This window comes from Bradyrhizobium sp. GW821-FHT13H06 (assembly GCF_058803975.1).
Window position 1 is genome coordinate 678,519 of record NZ_JBXAPN010000002.1, and the last position, 20,527, is coordinate 699,045.

At 61.8% G+C, this 20,527-nt stretch carries 18 protein-coding genes and 2 pseudogenes; 9 read left to right on the forward strand and 11 right to left on the reverse strand.

The features are described 5' to 3' along the window. The first annotated feature begins 209 nt into the window (after window positions 1–209). The 3 genes from AC1RQP_RS10125 (at window position 210) to AC1RQP_RS10135 (ending at window position 2,460) form a co-directional block, all read left to right on the forward strand. A complete protein-coding gene (locus tag AC1RQP_RS10125) occupies window positions 210–662 on the forward strand; it encodes a MarR family winged helix-turn-helix transcriptional regulator (RefSeq protein ID WP_492936802.1) in 453 nt (150 codons plus the stop codon). A gap of 1 nt (window position 663) precedes the next feature. Continuing rightward, window positions 664–1,545 (forward strand): alpha/beta fold hydrolase, encoded by an 882-nt coding sequence (locus tag AC1RQP_RS10130; RefSeq protein ID WP_492936803.1) that lies wholly within the window; start codon window positions 664–666, stop codon window positions 1,543–1,545. Between the two features lie 63 nt (window positions 1,546–1,608). After that, window positions 1,609–2,460 carry a universal stress protein gene (locus AC1RQP_RS10135; protein ID WP_492937136.1) on the forward strand — a complete coding sequence of 284 codons (852 nt, stop codon included), beginning with the start codon at window positions 1,609–1,611 and terminating at the stop codon, window positions 2,458–2,460. Between the two features lie 39 nt (window positions 2,461–2,499). Here the strand turns inward: AC1RQP_RS10135 and AC1RQP_RS10140 are convergent, their stop codons facing one another. The 3 genes from AC1RQP_RS10140 to AC1RQP_RS10150 all read right to left on the reverse strand — a co-directional run bounded on the left by AC1RQP_RS10140 (window position 2,500) and on the right by AC1RQP_RS10150 (window position 7,737). After that, the gene (locus tag AC1RQP_RS10140) at window positions 2,500–3,255 is read right to left on the reverse strand and encodes a PepSY domain-containing protein (RefSeq protein WP_492936804.1); all 756 of its coding nucleotides are present in this window, start codon (window positions 3,253–3,255) and stop codon (window positions 2,500–2,502) included. Window positions 3,256–3,373: 118 nt separating this feature from the next. Then, window positions 3,374–6,706, reverse strand: coding sequence for an efflux RND transporter permease subunit (locus AC1RQP_RS10145; protein ID WP_492936805.1), 3,333 nt, complete (start codon window positions 6,704–6,706; stop codon window positions 3,374–3,376). Continuing rightward, window positions 6,703–7,737 (reverse strand): efflux RND transporter periplasmic adaptor subunit, encoded by a 1,035-nt coding sequence (locus AC1RQP_RS10150; RefSeq protein WP_492936806.1) that lies wholly within the window; start codon window positions 7,735–7,737, stop codon window positions 6,703–6,705. Before AC1RQP_RS10150 ends, AC1RQP_RS10145 begins: the two co-directional genes overlap by 4 nt. Before the next feature lie 522 nt (window positions 7,738–8,259). Between AC1RQP_RS10150 and AC1RQP_RS10155 the strand changes: the two genes are divergently transcribed. The 5 genes from AC1RQP_RS10155 (at window position 8,260) to AC1RQP_RS10175 (ending at window position 11,571) form a co-directional block, all read left to right on the forward strand. Then, window positions 8,260–8,931 (forward strand): CerR family C-terminal domain-containing protein, encoded by a 672-nt coding sequence (locus AC1RQP_RS10155; protein WP_188107498.1) that lies wholly within the window; start codon window positions 8,260–8,262, stop codon window positions 8,929–8,931. Window positions 8,932–9,001: 70 nt separating this feature from the next. Beyond that, window positions 9,002–9,610: a sll1863 family stress response protein gene (locus AC1RQP_RS10160; RefSeq protein WP_188107499.1), complete on the forward strand. Its 609-nt coding sequence runs from the start codon at window positions 9,002–9,004 to the stop codon at window positions 9,608–9,610. A 103-nt stretch (window positions 9,611–9,713) separates the two neighbouring features. Beyond that, window positions 9,714–10,385, forward strand: coding sequence for an MbeD/MobD family mobilization/exclusion family protein (locus tag AC1RQP_RS10165; protein WP_202988807.1), 672 nt, complete (start codon window positions 9,714–9,716; stop codon window positions 10,383–10,385). Between the two features lie 96 nt (window positions 10,386–10,481). After that, a complete protein-coding gene (locus AC1RQP_RS10170; protein WP_202988808.1) occupies window positions 10,482–10,685 on the forward strand; it encodes a hypothetical protein in 204 nt (67 codons plus the stop codon). Between the two features lie 145 nt (window positions 10,686–10,830). Continuing rightward, entirely contained in the window at window positions 10,831–11,571 is a 741-nt protein-coding gene (locus AC1RQP_RS10175) for a hypothetical protein (RefSeq protein ID WP_188107501.1), read from the forward strand. A 177-nt stretch (window positions 11,572–11,748) separates the two neighbouring features. On the opposite strand, the pseudogene AC1RQP_RS10180 reads toward AC1RQP_RS10175, so the two are convergent. Then, window positions 11,749–12,318: pseudogene (locus AC1RQP_RS10180) on the reverse strand (ISL3 family transposase); the annotation flags it as partial. Between AC1RQP_RS10180 and AC1RQP_RS10185 the strand changes: the two are divergent. After that, a pseudogene (locus tag AC1RQP_RS10185) lies at window positions 12,316–13,198 on the forward strand (IS110 family RNA-guided transposase); the annotation flags it as partial. The pseudogenes AC1RQP_RS10180 and AC1RQP_RS10185 overlap by 3 nt on opposite strands. Before the next feature lie 287 nt (window positions 13,199–13,485). On the opposite strand, the gene AC1RQP_RS10190 reads toward AC1RQP_RS10185, so the two are convergent. From AC1RQP_RS10190 to AC1RQP_RS10220, 7 genes are read right to left on the reverse strand one after another with little or no spacing between them, the layout of a single operon-like run. Continuing rightward, window positions 13,486–14,817, reverse strand: a complete 1,332-nt coding sequence (locus AC1RQP_RS10190; protein ID WP_188107502.1) for a TRAP transporter large permease — start codon at window positions 14,815–14,817, stop codon at window positions 13,486–13,488. Further along, window positions 14,814–15,347: a TRAP transporter small permease gene (locus AC1RQP_RS10195; protein WP_311972255.1), complete on the reverse strand. Its 534-nt coding sequence runs from the start codon at window positions 15,345–15,347 to the stop codon at window positions 14,814–14,816. Before AC1RQP_RS10195 ends, AC1RQP_RS10190 begins: the two co-directional genes overlap by 4 nt. 2 nt (window positions 15,348–15,349) lie before the next feature. Further along, a complete protein-coding gene (gene dctP / locus AC1RQP_RS10200; protein WP_492936807.1) occupies window positions 15,350–16,372 on the reverse strand; it encodes a TRAP transporter substrate-binding protein DctP in 1,023 nt (340 codons plus the stop codon). A 43-nt stretch (window positions 16,373–16,415) separates the two neighbouring features. Then, window positions 16,416–17,375 carry a GTP-binding protein gene (locus AC1RQP_RS10205; protein WP_188107505.1) on the reverse strand — a complete coding sequence of 320 codons (960 nt, stop codon included), beginning with the start codon at window positions 17,373–17,375 and terminating at the stop codon, window positions 16,416–16,418. Continuing rightward, window positions 17,372–18,499, reverse strand: coding sequence for a CaiB/BaiF CoA transferase family protein (locus tag AC1RQP_RS10210; protein WP_188107506.1), 1,128 nt, complete (start codon window positions 18,497–18,499; stop codon window positions 17,372–17,374). The genes AC1RQP_RS10205 and AC1RQP_RS10210 overlap by 4 nt, the downstream gene beginning before the upstream one ends. Next, entirely contained in the window at window positions 18,496–18,912 is a 417-nt protein-coding gene (locus AC1RQP_RS10215; RefSeq protein WP_492936808.1) for a cobalamin B12-binding domain-containing protein, read from the reverse strand. Before AC1RQP_RS10215 ends, AC1RQP_RS10210 begins: the two co-directional genes overlap by 4 nt. Further along, entirely contained in the window at window positions 18,909–20,519 is a 1,611-nt protein-coding gene (locus tag AC1RQP_RS10220; protein WP_492936809.1) for an acyl-CoA mutase large subunit family protein, read from the reverse strand. The genes AC1RQP_RS10215 and AC1RQP_RS10220 overlap by 4 nt, the downstream gene beginning before the upstream one ends. Window positions 20,520–20,527 lie beyond the last annotated feature (8 nt).

Consider the following 20,527-nt stretch of genomic DNA (forward strand, 5'->3'; position numbering starts at 1 on the left):
ACTCCCGCTACGGCACCCGCGAGCATCGCCACTGCGGACAGAAGATCACAAGCCGTCAATCGATTCTCCCGTCTCATTTGGATCCTTGCATTCTGCGATCACCCTTCCGACCGAAGGCGCGCATATCGCTGTCGGCGGGCAGCCGCTGCTTCGCCTGCCCTCTTGAAAACGGATAGTTAGCTTGCTATCTAAATTAGATGGATGACTCCGTGTTTGTACATAGTTTCGGCTTCCGCTTGGCATACATTGCCAGACGTCTGCGACAGGCCGTGGACGACGAGCTCAGAGCATACGGCCTGACCGACGCGACATGGCGGCCGTTGGCTTATGTCGGACGCTTGGGCGAAGGCGTGCGCCAAAGGGAACTCGCTGAGGCGCTTGGGATTCAGGGGCCATCTCTCGTACGTTTGCTCGATGCGCTGGAGCAACGTGGTCTGATCGAGCGCCGCGAGCAAGAGGGTGACCGACGTGTCCGCGGCATCTATTTGACCCAGTCCGGCCGCAAACTACAGCGGCGCATTCTGCGGATCAGCGACTCCATCCAGGAGCGTGTCCTCGGCAGTACTCATGCCGACGACCTTGCAGCCTGCATGCGACTGTTCGACTACGTTGAAAACATCCTTGACCAACCCGTCGTTCATCGCAAAGGAAATGTGATCTGACATGGGAACGTCCTTTGATCCGTCTAGATCGGTTCCCCTCCAGCGCCGCTTTCGCATGTCGGACGGCGTCGAGCTCATTGGCGATGTCTGGGGCACGTCGGATCTTCCCCCCGCGCTACTGCTGCATGGCGGCGGACAAACCCGGCACGCCTGGAAGCGCACGGCGGCAGTCCTCGCGGACCGTGGCTATTGCGCTGTTGCTGTAGACCAGCGCGGACATGGGGACAGCGGCTGGTCGGCCGACGGCGCCTACGAGATCGATCACTTCGCAAATGACGTGCGCCAGCTCGCCGCCGGCCTTCCCGCGAAACCCGTGCTGATCGGAGCCTCGCTCGGCGGAATGGCGAGCTTGATTGCCGCGGGGGAAGCCGACACCTCCGTTACCGCAGCTCTGGTTCTGGTCGATATCACGCCGCGCATCAAGCCCGCCGGCGTCGAACGCGTCCGAAAGTTCATGGCCGCGCACATCGACGACGGTTTCGCTACGCTCGAGGAGGTCTCAGAGGCCATTGCCGCCTATCTTCCGCACAGGCCCCGTCCGAAAAACCTCGATGGCTTGAACAGAAACCTCAAGCTTGGAAAGGACGGACGTTATCGTTGGCACTATGACCCGGCCTTCGTGCGTGGAATGTCGGCGCGCGCCGACGGTGACCGTGAAGCACGCTTGACCGCTGCCGCACAGCGGCTGCGAATTCCGGTTCTGCTGGTACGTGGCGGCTCCAGCGAGCTGGTATCGGAGGACATCGCCCGCGAATTCGTCGGTCGCGTGCCCAACGCCCGCTACGTCGACGTCCATGGTGCCGCACACATGGTGGCGGGGGACGTCAACGACCCGTTCACAGAAGAGGTGCTCGCCTTCCTCGATGGCCTCTCGAATCTGTGAGCCGCATACTGCCAAATCTGGCTCATACAAACTGTGTCGTGGTCCAGGCAATGTTGATTGAAGGTGCTCGCCATGCCTCTTAAAAACATTGCAGTCTTCGTAGATGTGTCCCGGGCCAGTCTTATTCGCGCCACCTATGCGGTCAGGCTTGCTCTCAGATATCACGCTCATCTTGTCGGTATTTTTGTCGTACCCCTTGGTCGGACTCTTGATCCGAGCGCATCTTTTATCCGTGGCCGCGATGCCATTCGCGCGCTGATTGAACGACAAAGGGCTCAAGAATTCAGGACCACGGCAACCGCCAGCGAAAGATTCGAAAACGAAGCCGGACGTGAAGGCATCAGTTTCGAGTTTCGGATGATCCGCGCCACTGACACCTCTGATGACGCACTCTTTCACTCCCTGCACGCCGATCTCGTGCTGGTCGGCCATCCGAAGCCCGGCGGACTCCCTGACGACTGGTCCGCCGAGACAATGCTGCTCGCCACGGGAGTTCCGGTCTTAATCGTGCCGAATGGCTGGACTGCCGGGACAATCGCCGAGAATGTTGTTGTAGCATGGAACGCCAGCCGTGAGGCGAGACGGGCGATCACGGACGCGATACCGCTGCTGCAGAAGGCCCGCACCGTATCGATCATCGTTGTCGACGCAGAGGCGAATACCAACCATGGGCAAGAGCCCGGTGCCGACATCGCGCTGTACCTCAGCCGGCATGGGATCAACGTCACGGTGGAACAAGTGCGGTCGGACGGAAGGTCGATTGCTGGAACGATCATGGATCGCGCCTTGCTGCTCGGCGCCGACCTGCTCGTGCTCGGTGCCTACAGTCACTCTCGGTCGCGGGAGGCTTTATTTGGTGGGGTCACGCGATCATTGCTAAAGAGTACCGCAATTCCCTTGTTCATCGCTCACTAGGCTCGGAAGACCGCTGCAAAAAAGCTGGAGGCGCCGATTTCACCAATCAGACGCTGGAAGTTGTTCGCAAACAAACAGCACATCTGGCCCGCGGTAATGCCGGCAAGAAACATCTATCTGCATGCTCGAACATGTCAGCCCTTGCCCTGTTCCTCGTAGGTGAGTCTTGCGCAGCTCCCGCTGTCGTAAACGATGGGAAACCGGCTTCCAGCGATTGGGCCTTGGCGGTTCGAGAACGACCCGCTTCAAGTCGTCGCCGCTGAGGAGGATGATAACGAAATTCAGCCTACCATTTTTATGCGTCAAGCTTCCACCGATCGCCCGTCCCGAGGTCGAAACCTCGGCGATGAACACCGCATCCGACATGCTCTGCCGTATGCTCCTGAAGGCAGCGAGGTCGACGCGATCGTTCGCGTGGAGGTCCTGCACGGCTGAAGTGATCTCGTCACCCCTTACCGTTCCTGACTGCGCATCGATCGTGTTTTCCCAGATGAGGGAATCCTTTGCAGTCCTGACGCGAAAGACAGATGCATCTGTCCCGCCATCGAAGCTGATGTCCATCGTCCTGGAACTGGAATGCAGCGCTTCCGCAATCTCCATCGCCCGGCGTAGTGAAATCTGCGCCGAGCGGAACAGGCCAAGCTCGCGCTCGATGATTCTCCGGTCGATCCCAGAGCCATCGCCACGCGGCTCGTCCTGAAGTGAGGCGGTGAAAGCACCATGGGCGGCCACATCCGAAGGTGTGAGCATCGTCAAGCCAAGTGCCACCATTGCCAGAATCATACCGTTTGGCATCAGCCATCTCCCCTCGTGTTGCAAACGCCGCTTCCGACCGGCTGCGATCCAAGCCCTCCCCTCCCTCGAAATGAAATCGTGGCCGAGATTGAGAGCCGCGCAACGCCGCCAGATTCGGTCATTCGTGATGATTGGCTTCCGATCCAGGGGTTGTGACATTCGCGCCCACCCTGCGCGCACTCGGGGCCCGTCGCTGCGCATCGAGATCGTAGAGGATCGGCACGACAAAGACCGTTAGCACGGTCGAAACTACGGTTCCGAAGATCAGCGAGATGGCGAGCCCGCCGAAAACCGGATCGCTGACCATGATCGCCGAGCCGAGGACGATCGCGAGCGTCGTCAGCAGGATCGGACGAAGGCGCACGGCACCCGCTTGCCTGACGGCGACATCGAGCGGCATCCCGTGTTTGAGATTGTCCTGGATGAAGTCGATGATCAGCAGCGAATTGCGGATCACGACGCCGGACAGGGCGATGATGCCGACCATGGAAGTCGCCGAAAAGTCCGCACCCACCAGCCAGTGTCCTGGAAAGATGCCGATGATGCCAAGCGGCACCGACGACATGGCGATCATCGGGATCAGGAAGGAGCGGTAGTAGGCGACGAGAAGCAGGTAGACCAGCATCAAGGCGCCGCCGAGCGCGATCCCCATATCGCGGTAGATGTCAAGGGTCATTCGCATCTCGCCGCCCCACAAGAGCCGGTAGCCATCGATGGTGTCGGGCGCGTCGCGGTTGAAACCGAGATTGCTGGTCTTCAGCAACCGGCCGTCAGGCGCGGTGATGCCGTCGAGCCGCCGCTGAAGGTCGAGCACGGCGTAGAGCGGCACGGATTTCGACAGTTCCGCGCCGACGAAGGTGACCTTCTCGTTGTCGCGATGCAGGATTGGCCGGTCCGCCGGCGCGGGGCGCACTTCAACCAGTTCGGAGAGCGGCACCGGTTTGCCGTCAGCATTGCCGACGAATACACGGTCGGGGCGGGTCGGGTCCACCGCGAAGCGGCGCGGCACGTAGGCCCTGACATCGACTGGATCTTTCTCGTCAGGCAGATGGGCGCGACTGAGAATTTTTCCGCCGTAAACAAGCGACAGCGCCTCGGCGATCTGCGCCGTAGAAACCCTTGATAGCGCCGCCTTCTCCTTATCCGGCACCATGCGGTGTTCGACGACATCGAACGGCTCGGTATTGGTGAGGTCGACGATGTCGTAGGTCGCAGCGAACGCTTTGACGACATCTGCCGATAATGTCCGCAACCCCTTCGAATCCGGGCCGTACAGTTCGGCGAGGACGGTGGAGCGCAAGGGAGGGCCCGGCGGGTCCTCGACGAGCGAGACCTTCGCTCCGGGATAGGACGCCCGGATGGCATCGACCTTCGGCCGCAGCTTGCGGGCAATGTCGATTGAACTCTCCCAGCGGTGATGCTTGTCAATCAAGTTCACGCGGATTTCGGCGACGTAGGTGCCCGTGCGCCCGGCTGTCCCCTTGAACAAGCCGTTGAAGTCCTCGACGCCGGCCTGCCCGATCCAGGTCTGGTAGTTGAGGACGCTCTTGTCCGTCGAGAGCAGCGTCGCGACCTCGCGCGCGAACTTGTCGGTGATTTCAACGGGGTCGGTTTCCGGCATGGAGATCACGATGTTGAAAGTGTTCTTGTTGTCCTTCGGCAGGAAGCCAAGGGGGACGCCCAGCGCCGAGACCGCCCCGCCCACTCCGGCGGGACGGACAAACTGCCAGGCCCCCTGCATGATGGAGGCCGCCATCAGGACGAGGATGACGCTCCCGAAGGTCAGTCGCATGAACCGGCGTTGCTGCAAAGGCGTGATGAGCCGCAGGTAAAGACGCTCCAGCTTTCCGGGCTCTCCATGGGTCGCCTCCTGCGTATGTGCATCCTCCTCTTGCACGACGTGGCGGTGGAGCCAGCGATTGGCCGCCCAGGGCGTGACGATATAGGCCACGAGCAGGGACGCCGCCATGGCGATCGGTACGTTGTAGGCGATCGGATAGAAGTACTGCCCGGCCATGTCGGTGATTAAGAACAGAGCGCTGAACACCAGCATGACCGCGACGGTTGCAAGGTTGGTGGCGCTGCCAATCTCGTTGGTCGCCTGAACCGTGATCGCTTCCTTGCCGGCGCGTGACCGCTTGGAGCCGTAGTGGCGATGGATGTTCTCGATGACCACGATGGCTGCGTCCACCAGGAGGCCCAGGGACAAGATGAGCGCGAACAGAGTCACCCGGTTGATGGTAACGCCCCCGAGCAGGTCGGCGGCAAGCGTGATCGACAGAATGAGCGGCACCGTGACCATGACGATCGTCGCCTCGCGCCAGCCGAGGAAAAAGATCAGCACGAGGCCGACTGTCGCCAGAGCAATGAGAAGATGCTCCAGGAGGAGGTTTACGGCGGCATTGGCCTTCTCGCCGTCATTGCGTGTGACGATCACCTGAACGTCCTTGGGCACGAGGGAAGCCTGTATGCGCTCGACGCGGTCAATCAGGGCATCGGCCACCACCACCGCATTGGCGCCTTTCTTCTTGGCGACGGCGATGGTCACCGCCGGCAGATCCGCCGAGTCCGGTTGGCCAAAACGCGGATCGCCGGGTCCGAACGAGAACCGGCTGAAGGTGGTGACCTCGGAGGGCGGACCGTCGGTCGCGGTCGCCACGTCGCGCACATAGACCGGGCGACCATTGTAAATGGCGACGACCTGATTCAGGACGTCTTCCACGGATGCGAAGGAAGCGGAAAGCTTGATGGCCTCGACCTTGCCGTCGCGCACCGTCGGCTCCAGTGGCTCGGACAGATTGCTCGCGCCGAAAGCGGCGTAGGCCTGGCTGAGCGTCACGCCGAAAGCCTGCAGGCGATTCGGATCGAGCTCGATGGCGATTTCCCGCCCCCGGCCGCCCTGAATACTGACCACCGAGACGTTATCGGTGCTGCGCAGCCGTTCGGCCATGCGCTCGGCGACCCGCTTCAAGGCGTAGTCGTCGTATTGGGACGAAGCCAACGTGAAGGTCAGAATGGGCACATCATCGGCATCGATGCTGCGCACAAATGGCGTTCCGGCATCGGTCGGCAGGCGGCTGCGGCTCGCAAGCACGCGGTCGTAGAGCTTGACCAGCGACTCCTCCTTAGGCTGGCCGACCTTAAACTGCACCTGGACCGTGCCTAGAGAGTTCTGCGCCGTGCTCTCGATGTGATCGACGCCGCCTATCTCGCTTAGGATTCCCTCAAGGGGCATCACAACCAAATCCTCGACCTCAGCGGCCGAGGCTCCCGGCAGGCTGACGGTGATCAGCGCGGCGGGCACCACGATCTGCGGGTTTTCCTCGCGCGGCGTCCGCAGGACCGCCAGGATACCCATCAGCGCCACTGCGATGATGAAGACGATGGTTAGCTTTGAGGTGATGAAAATCTGGGCAAGACGCCCGGTGATGTTCAGGTGACGCTCGCTCATCGTACGCTCTCCACCACCTCAATCCCTGAGCCATCGCGCACCGCATCATTGCCGGCGGCAAGGATAGTTTCCCCGCCCGACAGTCCGGCGAGAACCTCGACGGAGTCGTCGAGCTCTCGCCCGATGCGCAACCAACGGAACCGCGCCACTTTGCCGTCGAGCACGAACACGCCATCGAGCCCGCCGCGACGAACCACAGCGTTGCGCGGGACGGCCGGCGCCTTCCGCATACCAAGGAGGATTTGCGCGCGGCCGAACATGCCCGGCACCAGAGACGGGTCGTTCGGGAGAATGACGTTGATCTCGTAGCGGCGGGTGATGTCATCGCCGGAAGGCACGATGCCTCGGATTCTGCCGCGGAACGGGGTGTCTTTCAACGTATCGATCCGGACCGTGACCGGCGTCTTCGGGTCGATCAGAGCAAGGCTGCTTTCGGCGACGAACGCCTTGAACAACAGGACCTCGTGGGATTCCACAGTCAGGATGGTGGATCCGGCCGTCGCCATCTCGCCGCGTCGCTTGGCGACGGAGACGATGACGCCGTCCACGGGGTTCGTGATCGTGGCATAGCCCTTTTGCGCCTCGGCGGCGGCGAGAGCCGATCGCGTCTTGTCGAGCGTCGCACCGGCGATATCGAGCCTCACCTTCGCCTTGCGCAGCGTTTCGGTCGCCACCGCGCCGGTCTGGATCAGCTTGCCGTATTTCTCCACGTCCCGTTCCGCATCCTCCAGATCCTCCTGGCTCGCGCGAACACCCGCCTGCGCCTGACGTATCGCCTCGTCGATGTCGGTCTGGTCGATGCGCACGAGCAGATCGCCGCGAGAGACCTTATTCCCCTCCCGCACGTCGAGCTGTTCGATGAAGCCCACCACACGCGAGGACACGTCGACACGTCCGTCGGAGACGACGGAGCCCGGGACCGTGTAGGTGATGGGAATATCGACAAGCTCGACTCTCGTCACCGGCGAGGAAACGGGCTTGGCTGCGCGCTGCTCGTCCGCAACCTTTTCGCTGCAGGCCGTAAGAAGCACGAGCAGAGCCAGCAGCGTGCTGCCGCGGGGAGCGTTAAGCATTTCTTACTTGTCCTTTGCTGCTACATCTTGAAAGGCATGGCACAGGACCGCCTCGACGTTCAGGGCGACGACGAGCGAATCCGCATGCTCCGACCGCCCGCCTTGCCCGTGGAGCAGCTGCCGCGAATTGCACGTCGTCGAGCATCACACCGACGATCGACCGACTGTGAGGAATCGTCCGAGCGACGTCTCCCAGGGGCCGGCGCGGAACGGGCGTTCCGGCTCCAAAGAAGCAAGATTCTCTGATGATCATTCGCCGCACGCGTCCACCCGATCCACAGGCTCGGTCGTTGAGGCGCTCTCCTCGACAAAGACAGGCACGAGCCTCACTAATCGAGATCCACCTATCGCCTTGCGATGAATGTATAAATTGATCTGCCCGGTCCTGACGTGACGCAACTGGCGCATCCACGCGATGTCGATCCTTGAAAAGTTCATTCGAGTGAATTAACTTCTATCGCAGGAAAAGGGAAGAGGCGAATGAAAACGGACGCAGCGGCCCCCAGCGGACACGAAATGCGCAGCGCGAAAACGCGTTCTCGACTGATTGAAGCTGCGATCGAGGTGATCGGTGCTGTCGGATATGAAGGAGCGAGCACGCGCGCGCTGGCGAAAGCCGCCAAAGCCAATCTCTCGGCCATTCCTTACCATTTCGGAGGGAAGAGGGAATTGTATCTGGCGGCCGCAGAGTCAATCGCGGAGTATGCCCATGTTCGTTTCAAGGAAATAGCCAGCATCCTGGAAGGGCCGCAGATGGGCGATAAAGCTGCGTGCTTCGAGGAAGCGTTGGTACGTCTGCTACATTTCCTTTTGAGGGATGCTGAGCCGCACGCGTGGACGATGTTTGTGGCGCGGTGCGCCTATGACAATGACGAGGCCTTCGCCCTGATCCATGAGCGGGCGATCGTGCCCTTATTGGAGCATCTCGTCGAGTTCGCGGGCGATGTTTGCAAAGGCGCCCTCAAAGGCGAGGCGCTTCGGCTGCGCATAAGTGCGATCGTCACGGCGATCATCAGCTTCAGGTTTCTTCGTGGCATCCTGCTTCGCGGCATGGGCTGGAAGAGAGTCCAGGACAGTGGCGCCCGCCAGATCGAAGAGATGATCCGCGGCCTCTGTCGCAGCAATTTCCTGGAAGTCCAGCTTTCCCAATGACACGTGAGAAACGCGACCGGTTCGGAGCATTCCATCGTTCTTTAACCTCAAACAAGCAAGGAAGCACACAATGACCGAACAATCTTATGCGCATGAGAGCGTTGCCTGGGCAAAACAGCGGCTCGATGACTTGGACACGATCATATCGGAAGTGGAGAAATCCTCCGCCAACTTGAAGGAGAGCGCACGCAAGGAGGCCGACCGCGCGCTGGCACGCTTGCAAGAGTCTCAGGTCAATCTGCAGAAATATTACGACGACCTGCGCACGGGGGCCGGTGCCGTTAAGCGCAGCACCCAGGAAGTTCAGAACGCGATCGAGGCCGAGTGGATCGATGTCGAATCGGCGTTCCAGTCTTTCCTGTCGGCTGCCGGAGATCAGGCGGATACAGTACGCGGTGTCGTCTCCGCGCGCGCACAGGCCCAGCGTCAGTCGTGGGAGGCATCCCTCACGGTCCTGCGCAAACAAGCGACTGAGATCGTGGATAAGGCGCGGGGCGAGTTCGACGCCACGTTCAAGCGCCTGTCGGACGAGACCGAAAAATTCCAGAGCCGGATCGGTGAGGTCAAGGATGCCGGCGACCAATCCTGGAACGCCGTGAAGAGCGGGCTTGCCGAGGCCAGGGCCGTTCATGACCGGACAATCCAGAAGATCAAAGAGGCGCTCTCGAAGCTGCTCTAACGCGGTCCCTTCGACTCGCAACTGTCCTATTTTCGCTCTCCAAAGGAGACATGACATGAGATCACGTTCTTGGGCTTCTTGCCTTGCAATCCTTGCAGAGGTCATGCTGCTCGCAGCCCCGTCCGGCTTTGCGCAGGATCAGGCCTCGCAATCCGCTCCTTCCAGCCAGCCGTCGTCGGCCCGACGGGCGATACAGTGGTCGCAGGACCGACTCTCCGAATTCGACGCCGCCATCGCCAGCCTGGAGCAGGATCTTGCCAAGCGCCAGGCGGATGTCCGTGCAAAGGCCGACGCCACCCTCAAGGAGCTTCGCGACACGCGGGAGGCTTATCGGGTCAAGACCGAGGAAGCCGCGGCCAATGCGAGGACCTGGACGGATGCTCAGGTCGCCGATGCGCGTAAAGCGCTCGACGAACGCTCGACCGCGTTCCAAGCCAAGGTGGGTGAATATCTCGATACTGTAAAGGCCGATCTCGCTACCCGTCAGGCCGTGCTAGAGGCTGAATTCGACGCCCGCCAGAAGGCATGGCAGAAATCGATCGATGAGCTGCGCACTGACGCCAGCAAGCTCGCCGCCAAGCAGAGAGCAGACATCGACGCCCGCATTGACGCCCTCAAGGCCCAGGTCGATGAGGCAAAGGCACGGGTCGGGCGGCTCGAGGCTGCCTCGCGCGAAGCATGGGAGGCTGTAACGCGAAACTATGCCGACGCCCAGCAGCGCCTCGCCGACACATACAACGCGATCCGCAAGTCCATCAAGGGCGCGACACAGTAGTCCCGATACGCTCGGCCCGGGTGGAGGACTCGTTTTCGATCCTCTCCCCTTCGGCAGGAGAGGCCTTCCTCTTGCGCACAAATCGCGGAGAAGACAGTGAGCCTTAAGAGTGAAATCGCAGCCCTGCGCGCGGAGATAGACGCCCGCGCCCGCGGAACGGCGGCCGAGCTAGGCAGTTCAACTTCCTCGCCTCGCGTGGAGGAGCAACGGGCGGGCAACAAGCATGACCTCCATGACGTCGACGCGCTCCTGAAGATGCTGAACGACACGCTCGACGAGTTCGCCGAAGAGCTGGACTAGCACCCCAGATTGACGGCGCTCACTGCACTCGGCGTTGGCCTTGCGCTTGGCGTCGTCCTCAGCCGCCGTCTCCGTTGACCGTTCTCCGCTCCGTTCGAAAAGGCCAACCATGTCCACTCTCAGCTCGGCAAAACTCGATGCCCGGATGGCGCTTCTTCGCCGCCAGGTTCTCAGATTGATATATGGCAGCCAAGGTGCACGGCCGCCATTCGGCCGCACTCAGCAACTCGTTTCGGATACGACCGAGCCCGACAGGCCATTATCCTCTCCATTCGGCGTCAAGCATCTCTTCGCCGTGCGCACAGCGGTGCTTGCACGACAGGAGCGCACGGCCAAACGCTTCAGAGGGCCCGCCGACTGGCTTCGGCTAGCTGTGCTCGGCGTGGTTCTGATGAGCCTCGCAACACTGGCTTTGATGGATCCGGTCTCCGGAAGGAAACTCCCCGACTATGTCCCCGGCATTTCGGCAACTTTCGGCGGCGTGATGCTTTGCATCGCCGTCATCCGGATCGGCTGGCCGACTCTCTATCTCGATTGGATCGTGAGCGGACTACTGTATATGGGCCTCGGAGCCATCCTTTACAGGAATTCGACCGCAATCCCGAATGAGATCTTCCTGCTGTTCTGCACCGTCTTCCTTGCCTCGGCCGCCCTGCGGATATGGATCGCCGCAACGCTCGGCGCCAAGGACGAGAGGAGGGCCTGGCTCATGGCCGGCGGCCTGACCGGTCTGTTCTGCGCCTTCTGGATGATCGTCATGTGGCTCACGGAGATAGCAATCGATCCCGACCTCGTCGTCTGCGTCGATGTGATGCTTTACGGCCTCTCCATCGCTGGTTTTGGACTTTCCCTGCGCGAGCCAGGGGCACGGGGCACATCGCGGTGATTTGCCGGGTTCCGGACGAGACGGAAATTTCCCGCTGAAGATCACGGCGATGGCTCCGGAAGGGTATCGCCGTTCGGAGCCGGACGACAAAGCTGCCGGCGGGCTTGTCTGTTGGCTGTCGCGGTCCTCAACCACTGCTGCAGTGTGCTCCCCACAGGACTTGCGCAAATCCAGCGGACGTCCAATCGTCATGAGACGAGCGATCGTTCTGGCCGACGGGATCCGGTGAAGGTTTTGTGCGTCGGCCTTTTCGACCCGCCGCCTGCGTGTTGCCCATTCTGCGACGACACGAAGAGAGCCTCGGAAGCCGCGCGCCTTTAGGCGCCGCCAAAGTTCAGCGCAGTTTCGGCAGCCGGCGGCCCATTGGTCGTCGAGCCATGGCAGGTGCTGATCGAGCGAGCTCTGCCGGGTCCGGAAGATATCGTGGCGTTCGCCGCGGATCACCTGACGAACCAGCTTCCTGCTATGACCAATCTGGCGTACGATTTGCTTGATAGGCATTCCGCCTTTCGACAGCGCCAAGATCGTCGCATTGGTCTCTTCGCGGCGAAGATATCCTTCATACTGCAGGCGCTCTGCCGCGCTGAGCAGTTTGGGATTGATGGTTGTCGCCCCGATTGCGCTGCGGATCTGGCGCATCGATTTGCGGATGGCATTGAGGAAGGCCCGACTGGCATTCTCCATCAAATGCCAACGATCAGCGACCTGTACCGCATGCGGGAGGGCTCTTGCCGCAGCTTCGCCATAGGTATGGAGGCCTGTGCGAGTGCACATCACTGGGCACGCGAGATCGCGGCGCTGGGCCACTCTGTCCGCATGATGCCGCCAGCCTACGTGAAGCCTTACGTCAAGAAACAAGACCGACGTGGCGGATGCAGAAGCGATTTGTGAGGCGGTCACCCGCCCGACAATGCGATTCGTACCGGTGAAGACTGCCGAACAACAAGCAGCCAGCATGATTTTGCGAACGCGAGAGATGCTGATGAGGCAGCGCAGCCAGACTGCAAATGCCCTGCGTGCTCATATGGCCGAATTGGGCATTATCGCCGGCACAGGCATGGCAAGCATCGCAAAACTCCTGGTGCTTCTCCGGGACGAAAAAGACAATAGGATCCCCGGCGCCGCCCGCTTTGCCCTGATCCAATTCGCTGAACAGATTGAGCTGCTTACAACCCGCATAGAGAAGCTCGACAGAGAGATTTTGGTTGCCGTCAGAAAGGACCCCGATGCGAGGCGTCTGATGAGCATTCCCGGTGTCGGCCCTCTCATCGCCGCTACCGTTCGGACATCGGTCGTGGATGCTCGCGGTTTTGCGACTGCACGAGATTTTGCGGCTTGGACGGGGCTAACACCGAGGGCACAGTCGAGCGGCGGGAAAGAAAGCCTCGGGGCGATATCAAAGCGTGGAAATCAGCAACTACGGACGCTCTTGATTGTTGGTGCGACCTCAATCATCAAGCTGGCTAAACGAGGGTTGAAAGTCCCGCTCTGGATTCGGACCATGCTGCAAAGACGGCCGGTCAAGGTCGTATCGGTGGCGCTCGCCAATAGGATTGCGCGCACCATCTGGGCCTTGCTGGTCAGAGGCAGCATCTATCAGGCGCCGGCCGCAATGCTGAAATCCTAATCTTAAGAGCTCTCCGGCGGAAGAAGAAAGCTGCCGAGGAAGCAAGGTGCAAATCTGGATGAACCCCGAATGACGACATTCCCGGTAGCAATCAGACCGCCTGACTCACTGCGCTTCGAGCGCGAGAAATTGATTGGGCGATTGCTTCCACGGATACCATCGTGGCCAGCGACCAGGCGCCGCGTTCACAGGCCGAACATATGACTGCACCGTCATCCCTTGTTCAACCAGAGAAAGATCTTGCAGCCCGGGCCGTTCCACACATGAGTCAGAGCCAAATCATGGCTCTAGCCCATCAGGATCGTCGGCAGCCACATGGCGATGCCGGGAAACGCACAGATGAGAAGAACGGCTGCAAACATGATCGCGACGAACGGCAATGTGCCCCACACGACGTCGCCGAACGAGATGTCCGGGGCAATATTCTTGATGACGAACAAATTGAGCCCGACCGGCGGATGGATCAGCCCCATCTCCATGACCACGGTCATGACGACACCGAACCACACCAGGTCGAAGCCGGCGCTCCTGAGCGGCGGCAGGATGATCGGAGCGGTCATCAGGATGATGCTGGCGGGCGGCAGGAAGAAGCCGAGCACCACGACCATCAGCAGGATGGCCAGGAGCAGCAACCATGGCGAGAAGTGCTGCGCCACGATCCATTCGGCGGCACTTTGAGAGATGTGCAGATAGCTCATCACCATGGAATAAAGCAGGGACATGCCGACGATTATGATAACCATGGTCGATTCACGGACCGAGGCGAACAGCAGCGGCTGGAAGTCCATGATATTCCGCGCACCATAGATCGCGGCGATCAACACGAGCGCGAGAACGGCGCCGAGCCCGGCAGTCTCGCCGGGGCTGGCAAAGCCGCCATACAGCGCGCCCATCACGCCGATCAGAAGGATGAGAAACGGCAGGATGCGCGGTAGCGCCGCGATACGGTCACGGATGGAGTAGGTATCCCGGCGCAGGATCGCGTGCTCCTGTCCTGCGTGCTCCGCATCGCGATATTCCTTCTGGTAACGCAGAACGGCATAGAGCGCGAACATGCCGCTCAAGAGCATACCCGGAAGCAGTCCGGCCAGGAACAGCCGGCCGAGCGATTGCTCGGCGGCAACCGCATAGAGGATCATCGTGATCGAAGGCGGCAGCAGAATGCCGAGCGTACCACCGGCGGCGATCAGACCCGCTGCAAAGCCGGGCGAATACCCACGTCGCCGCAATTCTGGAATGCCGGCGCTGCCGATGGCCGAGCACGTCGCTGCGCTCGACCCGGCCATCGCCGCAAACAGCATGCAGGCGACCACGTTGGCGACGCCGAGTCCGCCCGGAATGCGGTTCATCCAGACGTAGAGCGCATTGTAGAGATCCGCGCCGGCACGGGACCGCCCGATCGCTGCTCCCTTGAGAACGAACAGCGGAATGGTCAGGAGCGTGATATTGGCGACCTCCTGATAGACGTTTTGCGCGACGATGCCGAGTGAAGAGAAGGGCATGAAGACAAGCATGAAGGCGATCGCCACGGCCCCAAGCGCGAAAGCGATCGGCACGCCCGCAAACAGCACGAGCAGAGTCACGCCGCCGTAGAGCGTGCCGATCGCAAGCGGGCTCATGGTCTCTTCCTGGATACGAGGGTGTCGACGATCTGAAGGACGAATCGCAGGCAGAGCAGCGTCATCCCCGCCGTCATCAACGAATAGGGAATCCACAGCGGCGGCGCCCAGGCCGAATCGGTCACGCGGCCGTCCTCGACCGCCTCCAGCAGCAGCAGCCAGCACTGCCAGGTGAAGAAGCCGCAGAAGGCAAAGCAGACGATGTCCGAGACGAAGGCGCGCGCATGCTCGATGCCGCGCGGCAGGAGCTCGCCGACGGCCTCGATCGTGATATGGCCGCGCATCGCCTGCACGTAAGGGGCCGACAGGAAGGTCGCCCCGACCAGCAGGAACACGGCCATCTCGTCCTGCCAGTCGGTGGAGGAATGCAGCAGATAGCGCACCGCGACCGAGTAGGTCAGCACCAGGCCCGCCCCGATGGTCGCCAGCGCGCAGCCCCAGACCAACGCGACATCGAGCATGTCGCAGGCCGAGATGATCGCGCCGAGCAGCGGCGGGCGACGCTCCGTAAGCGCCGGCGGCCGATGCACGATCAGACCTCTTCCGCCATTTTCAGGACGCGCGCCGTGTTCGCCGATCGGCCGCCGAAATCCTTCCACGCGCTCTCGCGCGCGACGGCTCTCCATGCTTCGAGTGCGGCAGCATCCATCTCGACGACTTGGGCGCCCGCCTTGGCATAAACGTCGGACAAGCGCTGATCGTCAGCCTTAGAGCCGTCAAGACCAAACGGCTCGATCTCCGCGCCGACCTCTGCGATCGCTTTCTGCTGATCGGGCGGCAACGAGTCGAATACCGTCTTCGACATCAGAATGGGCTCGAGGACGAAGAAGAAACTGCGGCCGCCGGCTGAGGTCAGCCCTTTACTGAGTTCCTCGAGCTTGAAGGAAATCAGGCTGGTCGAACTCGTGGCCGCCGCGTCGATCGTGCCGGTCTGCAGGGAGATGTAGATCTCGTTAGACGGCATGTTGCTGGTGGCCGCACCGGCCGCCTTGAACATCATGTCCATCTCTCGGCTGCCGCCCCTGACCTTCAGTCCCTTGGCATCGTCGGGCTTGGTGATCGGCTTGCCGCGTGAGGCGATGCCGCCGGACTGCCACATCCAGGTGATGAGCTTGACGCCCTTGGCTTCAAGGATGGAGGTCAGTTCCTTTCCGATCGGCGCCGTCTTCCATTGGTAGGCTTTCTCGTAGCTCGTCACCACCGCCGGCATGAATGTGATGTTCAACTCGGGGATCTCGCCGCCGGCGTAGGTGGTCGGATAGAGGCTGAGATCGAGCGCACCCTTCTTCAGCGCATCGAACTGCGCAAACGTCTTCATCAGGGATGAGTTCGGATAGATCTCGAACTTCAGAGCCCCGTTGGTGCGCTTTTCGACGCCTTTCGCAAACTTTTTGCACAGCCGGTCACGGAAGTCGCCGCCTTCGGGCCCCGAACCTGGAAACTGGTGCGAGATCTTCAAGGTGCGAACGTCCGCGCGCGCTACGCGCGGCAAGCCCAGGACGGCGGGCGCGGCGATCAACCCAAGGGCCGCGCGTCGAGTTATTCTTGCAGTCATGTCATTTCCTCCCTTTGAATTGCTGAGCTTTTTGTTTGGTCTGCTATCTTGAAAGGATGGTCCTTTCTTTAGGCTCCCTCGCGACACCGCTCGATGGCGCTGATTCGGTCAGGCGCCCGACCACCGCTTCGTACAGCGATGCCAAAGGCGCGTGCAGCAACTCGACCGGCAGCTGGTCCAGCACCTCGGCGACCCGCCGCACGACGAGGCTTTCGACATGCTGCGCGCGACGTTTTTCGAGACGCTTGCCGACGTCTTGACGACCCGCCAGCCAGGCCTGATGGCGGTCGATGGCTTCGGCGAGCGCCGCTACGCTTGCCGGATCCTGAACCGAGGTGGAGACGATCGGCGGCAGCCAGCCGTCGCCCGTGCCCTGGCCGTCCGACGCTTTGAGCTTCAGCACCGATGCGAGTACTACGGCGAGTTGTCGCGCGCCGGGCTGGTCCGCCTTGTTGACGACGAAAATGTCGGCGGTTTCCAGAATGCCGCTCTTCATGGCCTGGATCTGATCGCCCGCACCAGGCATCAGCACCAGCAAGGTCGTATCCACGACATGCCTGACGGCGTATTCGACCTGGCCCACGCCGACGGTTTCGAGAATGGCCTCCGCAAAGCCGGCATTCTCCACGATCTCGAGGATGTCAGGCAGGTTGTCGGCAAGACCGTCATGGCTGGTTCGGCTCGCGAGCGAGCGGATATACACACGCGGGTTGTGCGCGAGATCCTCCATGCGGATGCGATCGCCCAGGATCGCGCCGCCACTGACCGGACTGGTCGGGTCGACTGCAAGAATGGCGATATTCCCGTCGCGGCCAAGACGATGGCGGGCAAGCGCCGCAATCAGACTGCTCTTTCCGGCACCTGGCGGGCCGGTGACGCCGATCCAACGGCAGACACCCATGCTTCCCCGCGCGCTCGCGAGCACTTCAGCCACGGAAGCATCCGCCGCGCGGCTCAGTGCGCGCGCCATCGAGCGGCGTTGCTTGCCCGTGACTGCAGTCATGACGGCACGATCTCGGCCAGGAGCTCGTTGTGTTCGCCGAGCAGCGGTGGCGGCCGGAACGTCTCGGCTTGCCCGGCGATCTTCAGCGGGTTTCCGATCGAGCGGATGGTCGTATCGCCGGCTGGGATGTCCACCACCATGCGCCGCGCCTGGACCTGCTCGCTCGCCAGCGCATCTTCCAGCGTGCTCACTTCCGCCGCGACGACGCCGAGCGGTGCGAGCCGCGACGTCCAATCGCGCGCCCCCGAGGTCCGCAGCACCTCCGCGATGGCGGCGACGACGGCGTCGCGATTGGCGCGACGCGCCTCCATCGTCGCGAACCTCTCGTCGGTCAGCCATTGCGGCCGACCGCATTCGAGGCTGAACTTGCGCCAGAAATCGTCATGGGTGATGAACAGCGTCAGCCAGCCTTCTCCGGTCGGGAACACCTGCGCCGGCACCATGTAGGGATGGGCCGATTGCGCATAGCGGCGCGGCCGGGCGCTCGAGTTCAGCCAGGCGGACGCGATGTAATTGAGCTGCGACAGCATGACGTCATACATGGCGACGTCGACCTGCCCGCCCTTTCCTTCCACGAGCTTGGCGACCAGACCGAGCGCGCCCATGATGCCTGCCGAATTGTCGACCGCCGAATAGCCCGTCTTGGTCGGCGGGCTCTCGGGCTCGCCGGTCAACTGCATGACGCCGGTCATCGCCTGGATGACGTAGTCGTAGGCCGGCCGGTCGGCATAGGGACTGTCGATGCCGAAACCGGTCAGCGCCACACAGACCAGCCTCGGATTGACCGAGCGCAGCGCGTCGTAGGTGAGACCGAGCTTCTTGATCGCGGACGGACGGAGGTTGGTGATGAGAGCCCGGGCGCTGCGCGCAAGCTCGTGAAACTGCGCCTGCCCCTCCGTGCAGGCGAGGTCGATCACGACGCTACGCTTGTTGCGGTTGAGGCTGGCGAAATATTCGTTGTGCGGCCCGATGAAGTGTGGGCTGACCTTGCGTCCGATATCGCCCTCGCGCGGCTCGATCTTGATGACGTCGGCGCCCAGATCGCTCAGCAGCAACCCCGAATAGGGACCGGCCAGCATGTGGCCGATCTCCAGGATCCTGATGCCGGCGAGAGGTCCGCTCATTTCAATGTCTCGGCAATGGAGGCTATCACGTCGGCAAGCGGCATCTCGCTCGTGTAGATGCGCTGCACGCCAAGCGCATAGAGGTCCGGCCAGTCCTCGGCCGGAATGGTGCCGCCGAGAAAGATCGGGATATCGCCCGCCTCGATGGCCTCGAGGCTCGCGCGGGTCTGCTGGACGAGATCGCGGTGGCTGCCCGACAACACGCTCAGACCCACCGCATCGACGTCCTCGTCCACCGCGATGCGTGCGATATGGTCGGGCGTCTTGCGTAAGCCCGTGTAGATCACCTCGGCCCCTGCATCGCGCAGCGCCAGCGCAATCACCTTGGCACCGACATCGTGACCGTCGAGCCCGGGCTTGGCGATCAGAATCCGCTTGCCCTTTAGAACCGCAGCTTCGGATGTCTCGGTCATATCCCGATTGGCTCCTGAAAGTTTCCCCACCGACGCTTCAGCCGCTCGACCATCTCCCCGACGGTCACGTAGGCATGTGCGCAATCCACGAGATAGGGCATCAGATTTTCGCGATCGTTCTCGGCTGCCTGCGCCAGCCGATCAAGTTCGCGCTCGACCGCAGCATTGTTCCTGCTGGCGCGAACAGCTTCGAGCTTGTCGAGCACGCGTTTCGCCGCGCCCGGGTCGAGCTGGAATGTCTCGCCGGTCGAGGCGCCCTCGTTCGACTTGGTGAAGGCGTTGACCCCGACGATGACGGTCTTGCCGCCGTCTACGTTCTTCTTGCGCTCCAGCGCCCGCTCGGCGATCCGTGACTGCATCCAGCCATCCTCGATCGCCTTGACGACGCCGCCATAGGCGTCGATCTCATCCATGACACGGCGCATTTCCTCTTCCATCCGGTCGGTCAGGAACTCAACCAGATGGCTGCCGCCGAGGGGGTCGACGGAGTTGGCGATGCCGCTTTCGTAGGCCACAACCTGCTGCGTGCGCAGCGCAAGCTCGGCCGCGAACTCCGTCGGGATCTGGAATGCTTCGTCGTAAGCCGCGGTAAAGATAGATTGCGCACCGCCCAATACGGCGGCCATGGTCTCGACCGCAACCCGCATGACGTTGTTGAAGGGCTGCGCCGCGGTCAACGACGAACCGCCGCAGACGACGCCGAAGCGGAACATCAGCGCCTTGTCATCGGTGACGCCATGGCGCTCTTTCAGGAGCTTCGCCCAGAGCCTGCGGCCTGCGCGGAATTTGCAGACCTCCTCGAAGAAGTCCATATGGACGTAGAAGAAGAAGCTCAGTCGCTTGGCGAATTTGGCAACGTCGCCGCCACGCGCAATCAGTTCGTCCACATAGGCGAAGCCATTCGCCAGCGTGTACGCCATCTCCTCGATGGCCGTCGAGCCGGCGTCGCGGACATGCGCGCCAGCGATCGAGATCGGATTGAAGCGCGGCGTGACGTCGTTGGCGTAGAGGATCGAATCGGCGATCAGCCGCATCGACGGGCGGACCGGGAAGATCCAGGTGCCGCGCGCGACATATTCCTTCAGAATGTCGTTCTGGATTGTGCCGGTCAGCTTGGCACGTGGAACGCCCTTCTTGTCCGCACAGGCGACATACATCGCATAGATGATCGCCGCGGTGCCGTTGATCGTGAAGGATGTCGATATCTTCGCCAGATCGATTCCGTCGAACAAGATCTCCATCTCGGAGAGGTTCGACAGAGAAACGCCAACCTTGCCTACTTCGGGACGGGCGATGGGATCATCGGGATCGTAACCGCATTGCGTTGGGAGATCGAGCGCAACCGAGAGCCCGGTTTGGCCCTGCTCGAGCAGGAACTTGTAGCGCTCGTTCGAATCCTCGGCGCTGCCGAAGCCGGCATATTGTCGCATGGTCCATAGCCGGCCACGAAAGCCATCTGGAAAGATTCCGCGGGTGTACGGATATTCGCCGGGAAGGCTGTCATCGATGGAATGATCCTTTGCCACGGCAACGAGCGGCAACTCGATGCCGGACGGCGTGTGCGGCAGATCTTCTTGCGGGGCGGCCTGCTTGAGCAATGCGGTCAACGGGGTCT

Coding starts and splice junctions, on each gene's coding strand:
- AC1RQP_RS10130 (WP_492936803.1), top strand. CDS start 664: ATGGGAACGTCCTTTGATCCGTCTAGATCGGTTCCCCTCCAGCGCCGC.
- AC1RQP_RS10140 (WP_492936804.1), bottom strand. CDS start 3,255: ATGCCAAACGGTATGATTCTGGCAATGGTGGCACTTGGCTTGACGATG.
- AC1RQP_RS10145 (WP_492936805.1), bottom strand. CDS start 6,706: ATGAGCGAGCGTCACCTGAACATCACCGGGCGTCTTGCCCAGATTTTC.
- AC1RQP_RS10155 (WP_188107498.1), top strand. CDS start 8,260: ATGAAAACGGACGCAGCGGCCCCCAGCGGACACGAAATGCGCAGCGCG.
- AC1RQP_RS10160 (WP_188107499.1), top strand. CDS start 9,002: ATGACCGAACAATCTTATGCGCATGAGAGCGTTGCCTGGGCAAAACAG.
- AC1RQP_RS10165 (WP_202988807.1), top strand. CDS start 9,714: ATGCTGCTCGCAGCCCCGTCCGGCTTTGCGCAGGATCAGGCCTCGCAA.
- AC1RQP_RS10175 (WP_188107501.1), top strand. CDS start 10,831: ATGGCGCTTCTTCGCCGCCAGGTTCTCAGATTGATATATGGCAGCCAA.
- AC1RQP_RS10190 (WP_188107502.1), bottom strand. CDS start 14,817: ATGAGCCCGCTTGCGATCGGCACGCTCTACGGCGGCGTGACTCTGCTC.
- dctP (WP_492936807.1), bottom strand. CDS start 16,372: ATGACTGCAAGAATAACTCGACGCGCGGCCCTTGGGTTGATCGCCGCG.
- AC1RQP_RS10205 (WP_188107505.1), bottom strand. CDS start 17,375: ATGACTGCAGTCACGGGCAAGCAACGCCGCTCGATGGCGCGCGCACTG.
- AC1RQP_RS10210 (WP_188107506.1), bottom strand. CDS start 18,499: ATGAGCGGACCTCTCGCCGGCATCAGGATCCTGGAGATCGGCCACATG.
- AC1RQP_RS10215 (WP_492936808.1), bottom strand. CDS start 18,912: ATGACCGAGACATCCGAAGCTGCGGTTCTAAAGGGCAAGCGGATTCTG.